The following is a 12351-nucleotide window of genomic DNA, read 5'->3' on the forward strand; positions in this document are numbered from 1 at the left end:
CTTTTGTAACACTTTTGTGGATTTGTGTAGCTTTGTGAATTATAAAGGCGGATAATACAAGTATGACTATTGCAACCGTTGAACGTTACGCGCATATGCTTGATGCTGCAAGTCGAGGTGGCTACGCGTATCCTGCTATTAATGTTACAAGTACTCAAACGCTTAATGCAGCTCTACAGGGATTTGCAGAGGCTGAGTCTGATGGCATTATTCAGGTTTCTGTTGGCGGTTCGGCTTATTTTTCTGGGCAGTGCGTAAATAATCGTGTTGTTGGATCTCTTGCGTTTGCTGCTTTTGCGCATGAAGTTGCATCTCAGTACCCAAATATTACTATTGCTCTTCATACTGATCACTGTGCAGAGGCTTACCTTGACGACTGGATTCGCCCACTGTTAGCTAAAGAAGCAGAGCAGGTAAAAAGGGGCGCGGAACCTCTTTTCCAATCGCATATGTGGGATGGCTCAACTGTTAATTTGCAACATAATTTAGACGTTGCAGAAGAGCTACTTGACGCTTCACAAAAGGCTCGTACAATTCTTGAAATTGAGATTGGTGCGGTTGGTGGAGAAGAAGATGGGCATCGTGCAGATATTGACGAGCGCCTATATTCTACGCCTGAAGATGCATTACGTGTTGCTGCACGTCTTGGTTTGGGAGAGCGCGGCAGATATATGGCAGCGTTTACTTTTGGCAATGTTCACGGAGCATATAAGCCTGGCGTTGTAAAGTTACGTCCGCAATTGTTGCAAGAAATCCAGCAAACTGTGTATGAAGAATATAAAGATGTTTGCGATACTCGTACATTTGGCGCGTCTAAAAAGCCTTTCCTGCTGGTATTTCACGGAGGCTCTGGTTCTACTGCTCAAGAAATTGCAGAAGCTGTGCGTTACGGCGTAGTTAAAATGAATATTGATACGGATACGCAATATGCTTTTACTCGCGCTATTGCAGGGCACATGTTTAGCAATTACGATTCTGTTCTTAAAATAGATGGCGAAGTTGGAGAAAAGAAACTTTACGATCCTCGTTCTTGGGGCCGTGAAGCCGAAAAAGCCATGGCTCAACGCGTGGTAGAAGCTTGTGTGCAGCTTGGTTCTGCTGGTAAAGCATTGAAATAGTTAGCTTTCATGCTTAAAAGATTTTTCTTCCCTCTTAATCGGTAGGGGCGTAGCGATAATCTTGTCAGGTAGGATTGTGCAAATTTGGGCAACGTTAGCCCAAAAAATGGAGGTGCGGCATGCCTGGTATTGTGCTTATTGGCGCTCAATGGGGTGACGAAGGTAAAGGTAAAGCAACAGATTTAATTGGATCTAAAGTTGATATTGTCGCACGTTTTAATGGTGGCAACAATGCTGGCCATACCGTTGTAGTTGGAGATAAATCTTACGCACTGCATTTGCTTCCAAGCGGCATTATTAGCCCTAATGTAACACCTGTAATTGGCAACGGCGTTGTTGTTGACCCGGAAGTTTTGCTTGAAGAGATTGATGCTTTGGAATCTCGTGGAGTTGATTGCTCTCGTTTGCTGGTAAGCGAAGCTGCGCACATTATTACGCCGTATCATCGCGTAATAGATAAAGTTACGGAGCGTTTCCTTGGAAAGCACAAGATTGGTACAACCGGTCGCGGTATTGGACCTACTTATGCGGATAAAATTAATCGCGTTGGCATTCGTGTACACGATTTATTTAATGCTGAGCATTTGCGTGACAAGGTTGAGGCGAGCTTGCATCAAAAGAATCAGATGCTTGTGAAGCTTTATAATCAGCATCCTATTGATATTGACGCTGTAACTGCCCAGCTTGTTGAGCTCGGTAAGCGTTTGAAGCCTTATGTTGCTGACACTTCGCTAGTTTTGAATAAGGCAATGGATGAAGGCAAAACCGTTCTGTTTGAAGGCGGACAAGCCACAATGCTTGACGTTGACCACGGCACTTACCCATTCGTTACTTCTTCGAATCCTACTGCTGGCGGCGCTTGCACAGGTACGGGTGTTGGCCCAACTCGCATTACTCGCGTAATTGGTGTTGCTAAGGCTTATATCACTCGTGTTGGTGAAGGCCCATTCCCAACTGAGCTTTTGGACGAGCAGGGTGATTGGCTTCGTGAGCAGGGTCATGAATATGGCGTCACAACAGGCCGTCCTCGCCGCTGCGGTTGGTTCGATTCTGTAGTAAGCCGTTACGCAACTCGCGTAAATGGTTTAACAGACATTGTTCTTACTAAGCTTGATGTTTTAACAGGCTTGAAGGAAATTCCAGTTTGCGTAGCTTACGACGTGACTTTGGCAGACGGAACTTGCAAGCGCGTGGAAGAAATGCCTGTGGACCAGTCTCTATTTGCTTCGGCAAAGCCAGTTTATGAGATGGTTCCTGGCTGGAGTGAGGATATTTCTCAAATTCACAAGTTTGAAGACTTGCCTCAGAATACTCAGAATTACGTGAAGCGTTTGGAAGAGCTTTCGAATTGCCGTATTTCTGCCATTGGCACTGGTCCGCAGCGAGATCACATTATTAGTGTTCACTCTCTGACTAACTGAATTGTTTATTGGTTGATGATTAACTTAACAAAACGGCACTTCTCAATTGAGAGTGTCGTTTTGGTTTATGCAAATAGTTTTGTAAAAGAGTGAGAATGAGTAAAATAAGCGAGAAAAATTGTAAAAATAGCCGCCGCTTATATCTTTTAGTTTTTATTGGTGGCGCGTGCGGAGCGTTTGTACGTGAAGTAATTTCTTTCTACGCGCCTTTAATTTACCCGGTAAATCTACAATCTTCTATATTTGGTCAGCTTACTTTAGGCACTTTCTTGTCTAATATGGTTGCGTGCTTTATTTTCGCTCTTGTTACTGCAATATCTGTTAAAGCGTTATCTAAAGAAAAGCAAACTTTTTACAAATATGCTTTAGGAACGGGCTTTTGCGGCGGATTGTCAACTATGTCTACTTTCGCATTTGAAGGTGCTATGTCGTTTATTTCTCCGCGCATGACTTTTGCTATTTTTGGTATGGTTCTTTCCTTAATATTTGGCGTCTTTATGGCGTTTGTTGGCAGTTGGCTTGGAACGGGAATTGCAAAGCGCATTAATAAAAAGCAAGAGCAAACTGTTCAAGAAGATAATACTAAGGCGGTGAAGTGATGAATCCATTGTACGTTTTTACTATATTTGTTTTGCCTTGCTTCTTTGGCGGTTTGGGTGCTGTTTTAAGATGCGCAATGACTAAAAAAATTTCTGCAAGCCATAATAGTAGAATTCCTGTTGCAACGCTGTTTATTAATTGTTTAGCTTCGTTTACTTTAGGAGTTGTTGCTAATGTTTTTATGGTTGCAGTATCAATTTTTGGCGCTAATTTTGTTTATTTGATGATTTTGGGATTTTTGGGTGGATTTTCCACGTTTTCTACCGCAATTTTTGAAGGTGTGGATCTTATTCAAAAAAAAGCGCATAAAAGATGGCATTTTTCTACTTTGTGCGGAGCTTATTGCGCCATTTTTGTCTGCTTCTATTGGTTATGTTGCTTTGCAAATTTTGTTATTTCAAATATTTTAGTATTTAAAAGTTAAGTTTTGTGCGCAGAATCGAGCAGTAGTGAGCTTTAAGAATGTAGTGAGCTTTTTAAGTAAGCAGTCAAAGCAAATATTAGAAACTTTTTGCCAGCTTCGCTGGAAAGTAATATTAGCGGGCGTTTTAGTTGGCGTAGTTTCTGGTTCTCTCGTAGCTTTTTACAGATTTGGCATTGAGTATGGTACCGATTTTGCGCGTTGGATGTACTTGCAAATTTGGCATAACGCATGGTGGATTGTGCCATGCTTAATTTTTGCCATAATTGCAGGCCTGATTATTGGTTGGATGAGCGTTAAGGAAAGCATGGCTTCCGGAAGCGGTATTCCACAAGTTGTTGGCTACGTTCGCCGTGGATTAAATATGCGCTGGCACACTATTTTGCCGGTGCGTTTTGTTGGTGGTTTTCTAGGTTCTTTATTCGGATTGTCGCTTGGGCGTGAAGGCCCATCAATTCAAATCGGCGCATGCGGTGCTCAAATGTTGTCTCGAATCTTCCGTAAAGGAAAGAGAGACGATATTGAGGAGCATTATATTGTAACTGCTGGTGCTGCTGCCGGTCTTTCTGCAGCATTTTCTGCTCCTCTTTCTGGAGTTATGTTTGCTTTAGAAGAAGTACAGCATGGAATATCGTCTACAGTTTTAATGGGCGCTGCTGTCGCTTCTCTTTTTGCTGATTTTGTTTCACAAACCTGCTTCGGTTTGCGCCCAGTGCTTGATTTCGGTCAAATTCCAGATTTGCCAATGGGATTGCATATTTGGCTTATTCCACTTGGTATTTTTGCAGGATTTGTGGGCTCTTTAATGAATCGTTCTCTTCTTGGGTTGCAAACATTGTACGGATATTTGCCTAAGTGGATGCCGGTTGCAATAGCCTGCTTAATTGCAGTACCAGTTGGTTTATTCCTTCCGGAAGTTCTCGGAGGCGGATCTAACTTAGTGCGCCTTTCGGAATATGGAAAAATAAGTATTGCAATGCTTTGTTTGCTTTTTGTTGCAAAAATGCTTTTTACTTCAACAAGTTTTGGTTGTGGTGCTCCTGGAGGCATTTTTATGCCAATACTTGCTGTTGGTGCGCTCGCAGGCGGAGTTGCAGCTCGCAGTATTACTAGCATTTCAGCATTTGGTATTGACGCAAAATTCGTATCCGTGTTTGCAGTTTGTGTGATGGCTGGAACGCTTTCTGCTTCTGTAAAAGCTCCACTTACTTCGATTTTGCTAACAGTTGAAATGTCTGGAACTATGATTCATACACTTCCAGTGGCAGCTTCCGCATTTATTGCGTTGCTTGTTTCGGATATTCTAAAAACTAAGCCGGTTTATAGCGAACTTCTTGAACGGTATATGCAATCTCATGGAGATCTTGTTCTTAATAATGCGCTAATTGCCGAATGATTAATGTTTTAACCACATTGGTTTAATTTTATTGCAAACCAACTTGCGTATGCGTTTTAATAGGCGCATGAGTACAAATATTGATTTAAATAACAAGTTGGCTAGCGCTAGGCAAACTGATTCAAGCGGTACTAGCAATTTAGCTAGATTTAGTGCGTCGAAAGACGTTAATCGTTACGTTTACCCACCTCAAGCGTCGAGCTATTCTAATCCAAGCGCAATTCGTAGTGATTGTGTTAATTCATCTACTCTTGTAGACGATCACACTGTAATAACTACTATTGCGCCCAAAAATCGCAATATTTCATTGCAAAATCTAAATCAGTCTTTTTGTGAATATTCAGAAGAAGCGCCGCTTGAAAGCGAATTGCTTGAGGCTTTGCCTTCGAATATATTGGTTGGAACTGCGGCGACTGACGGAATTGGTTTGAGTACGTTATTGTCTATTCTGGCTCGTTATATAAGCAAGCAAGGCTACAGTGTGGCGATTATAGATGCTGATTTAACGCATGGCGGTTTGGATGTTTTGTTGGGGTTAGAATCCGACGAAGGCAGGCGTTTGCAAGAAGTAGAAGCACCTCTTGGTCGTTGTGATGGATACGTGCTAAAAAATGAGCTTATTCATTGGGATGATGTTGATGTTTTAGCATTTTCTCCATGGCGAAGCGAACGCCCAGAGCCGTGGGTTGTTGAGGCTGTAATTCGCGCTTTAGCTGAAGCTTGCGATGTAGTTATTGTAGATATTGGATCAGGAAAATCCTCAGTTGAAATTTACAAAAGTATTCCCCAACTTTCTGCTTCTGCAACTCTTGCTTCTGTTGAATTATCTGTTCTTGATTTAGCTCGTTTTCGCGCATATTCGCATGTGCTTAAGTCAACTTGCAATGTTGATATTACTAGCGATGAATTTGCTGCAATAGGGATGTGCCCTAGAGGCTTAAAACAAAAATCATATGTTTTAAATGTTGACGAGGCTTCTGAATATCTTTCAACACAGATATTAGGATTTTTGCCGTATGATTCAAACCTTCATGCAGACATTATAGGGGGCTACGGTATTCGAGAAGTCCCTTCTTGCATGAAATCAGCTATGAAAAAACTAGGAAACTGGCTTTTAGCAGAGGCAATCTTTAGCAAAAAAGAAAGTTCAAACAAACATCGTCATTCTAAATTTAGTCATTTTTCATATTCAAGGGGAAAGTATGGTCGTAAATAATTCTCACGATATTGATTTTGGAATTTTGCAGGAATTTGCAAATGATTCACGGGTTACAGATATGGTTGTGAGCGAAGATGGACGTGTGTGGGTAGATTGTGGGCAGGGTTTAAAAGAGTGCAAGCCTAGAGTGCCAATGCATAGCCCTAAATTATTGAGAGAGTATGCAGTGTGGTTGTGTGCTCAGCTTGGCAAAAGGCTTGATGATGCTTGCCCTACTGCGGACGCTTCAACTAACTCTGGTATTCGTATTCACGCAGTTTTAGCACCAGTAGTAGCGCAAGGTGCAGCTTTGTCAGTGCGATTTCCAACTTTAAAAAAGTACGACTTATTAGCGTTAAGTAGTCAAGGAATGTTTCCTAAAGAAATTGCGTATGTTCTTGGATTCCTTGTGAAATTAAAGGCAAACATATTGATTACCGGCAGCACTGGTTCTGGTAAAACTACGCTTATGAAAGCTCTTCTTGCAATGGCGGATTCACATGATCGAATTATTTCTGTGGAAGAAACTCGTGAATTAGGTGAGCTGACTGCAAATCATGTTTCGCTAAGCGTTCGCGAAGCCAATGTGGAAGGGGTTGGAGAAATTGGATTATCTCAATTAGTAAAAGCAACTTTGAGAATGCGCCCAGACAGAATTGTTTTAGGCGAGTGCAGAGGGGAAGAAATTGCTGATTTGCTACGCGTTTTTACTTCCGGCCATAAAGGCGGCATGACTACGATTCATGCGGATGAGGTAGAAAAAGTTCCTGCTCGACTTATGGCTCTTGGTTTGCTCGCTAAATTAGATCCTGCAGCATTATGCGCTTTGGCTGCGGGAGCTTTTGATGTAGTAATTCATGTGGAGCGCGCTTCGGATGGAAGACGCATGCTTCGCGAAATTGGCGTTCTGCAATATTTGCCTTCCGCTTCGGCTTTACAAGGTAAAGCAGTTTTGCGTTTAGAACGATGTTTTAGCGACGGTAGTATTCGCATGCTTGTTTTACCTGAGTGGAAAAAGTTTGCTAAGTGTTGGAAGCTTCCAGAAGATATTAGTAATATTTGCGCGAGTAATTTTAGTAAAAATAGTTTTAATCAACGTAATTTTAATCAACGTAATTTTAATCAAATAGCTTCGTAACTTTCATTTTTTGATTGGGGGAATATGGATATTGAAGAAGCTCTTGCCGGTTTAATTGCTGCATTGAGATCCGGCTCAACGTTTGAAATGATATTGCAAAATGATGCTGATTCTAAGAATAGTATTTGTTCTAATGAAGTAAGTGCAAAAATGATTTACAGATGGCTTAATAATAGATGTTCTATTAAAAATCAAAATCTATCTGCGACTCAGCGTAGGCGCATTGAAAACCATATGCGATCTGTTTGCGAAAATCTTATGGCAGCTTATGAATTAAGCAATACTTTAGGCTGCGAAATGGCTACTTGTGTAGAAGCTGCTTCGGCATCGTACCATGTTCGCCGCAGAGCGGAAGATCTTCAAGCAGACGTATCTGCAATGCCAACTGCCACAATAAAATTACTCACCGCGTTGCCTTGTTTGTCTCTATTAGCAGGTGAATTGCTTGGCGGTCATCCGATTCTTATTTTGCTAACTACCGTATATGGGTGGGTTTTGTTGATTGTTGGAGCGATTTCTTACAGCCTTGGCTTGGCATGGGTTAAGTCAATGTTGCGAATATCTAATCATACTATGGCAAGTTCGGTTATTAGGAAGTAAAAATGGAGTATAACAGTCGTCTTTTGCTGATTGTGCCTGTATTCGTTATTATGGCTTGGCAATTTTGCAATATTTCTTTTGGTTCTAAAACGTTGCTTGGCTATAAAAGATTAAATATTGGCGATTCTGATACTAAATATGAGTGGCGTAATGCTTATTCTAAAGATATTGATCCTCTGCTTGGATTGCATATGATTATTGTTGCTTTGCGCAGTGGCGTTGCTATTCCTAGAGCTTTGAATGTAGTCGGTGCTGTTTTGCCTGGAGGGCATGGATTGTGGATGTGTGAGGTGTCCAGAGCTTTGATTTCTGGAGATAGCTGGCATGAAGCATGGTCTCCGCCGCATGTTCGTAAAAATATTCAAGCTGTTTCAAAAAGCACAAGCCGCAACAAAAAACTTGAAAAAATAGATTCATCGTCGGTTTTAGCAACTTGGTTAATGACTTCTTTGCGCGAATCTTGGTGTAATGGGTCTTCGCCTGTTCCGGTTCTACTTGCGCTTTCTAAGCATTACGAAATCACTATGGAAAATGTTGCTAGGCAAGAAACTTCCAGGCTGTCTGTGCGATTATTGCTACCGGTTGGATTGTGCTTTTTGCCAGCTTTTATATGTATTGGTATTATTCCTACGGTTGCTTCTCTTATGCGATAGTAGATTAAATTTTTTAAGAAAATCTTATTTTTGAATTTTCTTAAGTAGTTTCCAAAAGATTTCAATACTTTCTAGCTTTTATCCACAATGAAGATTTTTTCTTGGACTTCGCAAATCAACCTGCAAAAATATTTTTATCCGAAAATTTCGGATAACTTGAAGGGAAAGGTACAAATAATGGTTGGGATAATTCAAAAGCTTGTTGCAAGATACACTGTATCGATGCTTCAAGTAAATGACCAATTATCAGTGGTAGAAATGCGCCTTAATCAAAAAGGTAAGCAGTATATTAACAATCTTCAAAAGCAAGATTCTGGTGCTGTAACCGCCGAGTATGCTGTGGTGCTTATTGCTGCTACTGGTTTTGCGGCATTATTAGTTGCCATTTTGAAATCAGATGCAATACGCAAAACATTGACAGAATTAGTGAAAAAAGCGTTGAAAATTGGTTGATTGATTTTGGCTAATCTATTGATGCGCTATGTTTAGTGAAATGAGCTTATGATGCGGAAGAATATTTTGCGCAAATGTTTTGTGTTATGCAAAAAATTATTGCGTAATATTAATACGCGTGATTTTGGTGCTGTAACTGCTGAATTTGCAGTTGTTTTGCCGTGTGCAATAGTGCTTGTAGTTGTACTTCTTGGAGTTGGTAGAGCAGTAGTATGCAATATGAATTGCCATGATGCGGCTTCTCAGGTTGCTTACTACATGGTTACTCATCACGACGATAAAGCTGCTGCAAGTATCGTGCAGAAAGTTGCAGGTTCAGGTGCATCTGTGCAAATAAATCGTAATGGGAATATGGCTAATATTGTTGTGAAATGTCCTCTTATTCCAGATCCGCTTCACATATTGCCTCCTTTGGTGGAAAGTCACGTAAGTCAGGTTTTGGGATGAGTTTGCATTGTTATTTTAATTGTTTAGTATCTTTCGCTCGTAAGAAGAGCAGTAAGGCAGATTGCGGTTCTGGCACAGCGCTAGGCGTTATGCTGGTAATCGCAGTCTGCTCAATGCTCGCTGTTGCTGCAATTTTGGGGCATGTTCTTAGCGCTAGGCATCAAGCTTACGCAGTTGCTACTGCGGCTGCGTTGTCGGGTGCTTCCGCTTTACAGCGCATGGAAAATAATCCTTGTGAATTTTCTACTAGAACTGTTACTTCAAGTCACGCAATATTGAAATCTTGTAAGTCAGCTAAAGATGAAGTCACTGTAAGCGTTACAGTTCCTTTGAATATTCCTTTAGCTCCAAGTGTAGAGGCGTCTGCTCGAGCAGCATTGGAAGATTGTGATAAATAAAAGTAATTAATATTCTTTTGTTTATAAGAGGGTGGCGGCTGCTGCTAATCTGAAATAAGATATATCGGGGAAACATTTAGGTCGCGGTAGGTTAGAAAACATGGCACTTGCACTGTATCGTAGATATCGTCCGGACACATTTGATGGTGTTATTGGGCAGGATCAAGTTACCGTACCTTTGTCTAGAGCATTAGACCAAGGCAAAATTACTCATGCTTATTTATTCTCTGGTCCTCGCGGATGCGGTAAGACCAGCTCTGCGCGCATTTTGGCACGTTGCATTAATTGTGAAAAAGGTCCTACTTCGCATCCATGTGGTAAATGCCAGAGCTGTAAAGATTTGGCAACTGGTGGCCCTGGGTCTATTGATGTTGTAGAAATAGATGCTGCAAGCCATAACGGTGTTGACGACGCTCGAGAGCTTCGAGAGCGTGCGGGTTTTGCTCCAGCTCGAGACCGCTATAAGATTTTTATTCTCGATGAAGCTCATATGGTAACTCCACAAGGTTTTAACGCATTGTTGAAAATTGTAGAAGAGCCTCCTGAGCACGTTATGTTCATTTTTGCTACTACTGAACCAGATAAAGTAATTGGTACTATTCGTTCCCGCACTCATCATTACCCATTCCGTCTAGTTCCGCCAGAAGTTATGGGCCCTTATCTTGAAGATATATGCAAGAAGGAAAGTATTAACCCTGCTCCTGGTGTTTTACGTCTTGCTATGAGAGCAGGTGCGGGTTCAATGCGTGACACTCTTTCTGTTCTTGATCAACTTATGGTCGGTGCAGTTGATGGTGCTATTTCTTTGGATTCTGCAGTTGCTTTACTTGGTTTTACGCCTAGTGAGTTAATTTCTGAAGCCATTGATGCGCTTATTGAACATGATGGTGCTGCAATATATGACGTTGTTCGTCGCGTTGTTGTTGGCGGCTACGATACTAGGAAATTTGTTGAAGATTTGCTAGGCAGAGTGCGAGATTTGCTTCTTATGGTTTCTGCTGGTGCTAAAGCCGCGTCCGATCTGCTTAATGATATTGCTCCAGAAGATTTGGAAACCTTGCAGCGTCAATCTTCGCAAATGACGTTACCTAATTTAGCGCGTATGGCTCAAACTATTAATGAAGCGCTAAGTTCAATGGCCGGTGCTGTTTCTCCTCGAATGAATCTGGAAATTCTTGTTGCTCGTTTGCTTGCAGATAGTGACATTACTGCAAATGTACAAGGTAAATCTTTTATAGGTGCAGCAAAGCCGCAAAATAAATCTTTTGCGCAAAAGACGCAAGATAATTCTTCTGTGAAAGAAACTAAGCATGAAGAGTCTTCGGAATCTTCTTCGGAATCTTCTGCTGGATCTTTTGCTGGGTCTTCGTCGGAATCTTCGTCGGTATCTTCGCTAGAGTCTTCGCCAGAATCTTCTGCAGAATCCTCTAATTCTGTTACAAAAACGCAGAATAATGATTCTCTAAGTACAGACGAAATGTGGGATGAAGTAGTCGCTAAATTGCCAGAAGACGCGCGCGAATATGTGACGCGTAAGTATGTTCCTAAAGTGCAATTAAACTCTGAGCAATCTGGGCGTCAGCGTTTAGTGCTTACTTTTAATGAGCCTATGAGTCAGCATGCTTTTGCGCTCGCAGTATGCACTACATCTCCTTACGATGGTCAAAAAGTGCCAAAAGTGGTAATGAGCGTAGTAAAAGATGTTTTTGGCAATCAAGTAATGATTGCTCCTGCTCCAGTTGCATCTAACGGAGAAGCGGTGGAATCTGTTGCAAGAATGGATCCTAAGCGTCTCGCTCAAGTAAAACGCGATATTTTATTGCGAAAAACTGGCGTGAGTGCAGGATTTATTGGTAAAACCACTTCTGACAGCGGCGGATTTTCTGAAAATAAAAAAGAAAAGGATTCCTCGGATTTTCTAAACGCTGATGGCTCCGCAGCATCAGTAGTATTTGAGAATACTGCGGAAGATGCAAAGCAAGAAGCTGCTTTGCCGGATGTTGAAGATGATGCTTGGGCAGATATGTCATCTGTGCCTATTGCGGATGTTATGACACTTCCGAACGCTTCTACTCCGGCACTTGATGCATACACTAAAACGCAAAGCAAGCCGCAAGTAAAAATGCAGTCTGCACAATCTAATGCTGACGGTTCTAATGCTGACGGTTCTAATGCGTATGATTCAAGAGCTGCTGAGCCAAGTGTTTCTGATCCAGCTGTTGTTAATCCAAATTCTGCTGAGCCGGGTGATGATAATCCAGTTGCTGCTGAGTCAGTTGCTGCTGAGTCAAAAGAAACTATGCAAGTGCCTGTAGCCCCTACAAGCGGAGCGTCTGCAGATGAATGTTCTATGGATGATATTTCCTTGGAAGCTGCATCTTCAGTAGACATGGATGAGCTTAAGGCAATGTTTGAGGTTAAAACAGTTGAAGAATTTGCTGCAACTGATCCAAAAAATCCAAAAAATATTTCTGCAAACGTTAAGAAAAAGCAAGAGGAGTAGTTAAC

13 protein-coding genes are annotated in these 12351 nt (G+C 41.6%); all 13 read left to right on the top strand.

All coding sequences use genetic code 11. The features are described from left to right. Positions 1–62: 62 nt before the first annotated feature. The 13 genes from fbaA (at position 63) to dnaX (ending at position 12346) form a co-directional block, all read left to right on the top strand. Entirely contained in the window at positions 63–1118 is a 1056-nt protein-coding gene (gene fbaA / locus NG78_RS04730) for a class II fructose-bisphosphate aldolase (protein WP_004134028.1), read from the top strand. Positions 1119–1237: 119 nt separating this feature from the next. Next, a complete protein-coding gene (locus tag NG78_RS04725; protein WP_004134029.1) occupies positions 1238–2539 on the top strand; it encodes an adenylosuccinate synthase in 1302 nt (433 codons plus the stop codon). A gap of 95 nt (positions 2540–2634) precedes the next feature. After that, positions 2635–3138, top strand: coding sequence for a fluoride efflux transporter FluC (locus tag NG78_RS04720; RefSeq protein WP_004134031.1), 504 nt, complete (start codon positions 2635–2637; stop codon positions 3136–3138). Then, the gene (locus NG78_RS0105815) at positions 3138–3563 is read left to right on the top strand and encodes a fluoride efflux transporter FluC (protein WP_004134033.1); all 426 of its coding nucleotides are present in this window, start codon (positions 3138–3140) and stop codon (positions 3561–3563) included. Before NG78_RS04720 ends, NG78_RS0105815 begins: the two co-directional genes overlap by 1 nt. A 25-nt stretch (positions 3564–3588) precedes the next feature. Next, positions 3589–4956 (top strand): ClC family H(+)/Cl(-) exchange transporter, encoded by a 1368-nt coding sequence (locus NG78_RS04715; RefSeq protein WP_004134035.1) that lies wholly within the window; start codon positions 3589–3591, stop codon positions 4954–4956. Between the two features lie 67 nt (positions 4957–5023). Continuing rightward, a complete protein-coding gene (locus NG78_RS04710; RefSeq protein WP_004134037.1) occupies positions 5024–6172 on the top strand; it encodes a CpaE-like family protein in 1149 nt (382 codons plus the stop codon). Then, positions 6159–7292, top strand: coding sequence for a CpaF family protein (locus NG78_RS04705; RefSeq protein WP_004134038.1), 1134 nt, complete (start codon positions 6159–6161; stop codon positions 7290–7292). Before NG78_RS04710 ends, NG78_RS04705 begins: the two co-directional genes overlap by 14 nt. Positions 7293–7316: 24 nt before the next feature. Continuing rightward, positions 7317–7892, top strand: a complete 576-nt coding sequence (locus NG78_RS04700) for a type II secretion system F family protein (protein WP_004134039.1) — start codon at positions 7317–7319, stop codon at positions 7890–7892. Positions 7893–7894: 2 nt separating this feature from the next. Beyond that, positions 7895–8545 carry a type II secretion system F family protein gene (locus NG78_RS04695; protein WP_004134040.1) on the top strand — a complete coding sequence of 217 codons (651 nt, stop codon included), beginning with the start codon at positions 7895–7897 and terminating at the stop codon, positions 8543–8545. Positions 8546–8722: 177 nt separating this feature from the next. Continuing rightward, entirely contained in the window at positions 8723–8998 is a 276-nt protein-coding gene (locus NG78_RS04690) for a DUF4244 domain-containing protein (protein WP_004126283.1), read from the top strand. A 51-nt stretch (positions 8999–9049) separates the two neighbouring features. After that, the gene (locus NG78_RS04685) at positions 9050–9445 is read left to right on the top strand and encodes a TadE family type IV pilus minor pilin (protein ID WP_004134041.1); all 396 of its coding nucleotides are present in this window, start codon (positions 9050–9052) and stop codon (positions 9443–9445) included. Beyond that, complete coding sequence (locus NG78_RS04680) at positions 9442–9843, top strand: Rv3654c family TadE-like protein (RefSeq protein ID WP_004134048.1); 402 nt, start codon at positions 9442–9444, stop codon at positions 9841–9843. The genes NG78_RS04685 and NG78_RS04680 overlap by 4 nt, the downstream gene beginning before the upstream one ends. Positions 9844–9943: 100 nt before the next feature. After that, positions 9944–12346, top strand: a complete 2403-nt coding sequence (gene dnaX / locus NG78_RS04675) for a DNA polymerase III subunit gamma/tau (protein WP_004134049.1) — start codon at positions 9944–9946, stop codon at positions 12344–12346. Positions 12347–12351 lie beyond the last annotated feature (5 nt).

The organism is Gardnerella greenwoodii 00703Dmash, assembly GCF_000263635.1.
Lineage (GTDB): Bacteria > Actinomycetota > Actinomycetes > Actinomycetales > Bifidobacteriaceae > Bifidobacterium > Bifidobacterium greenwoodii.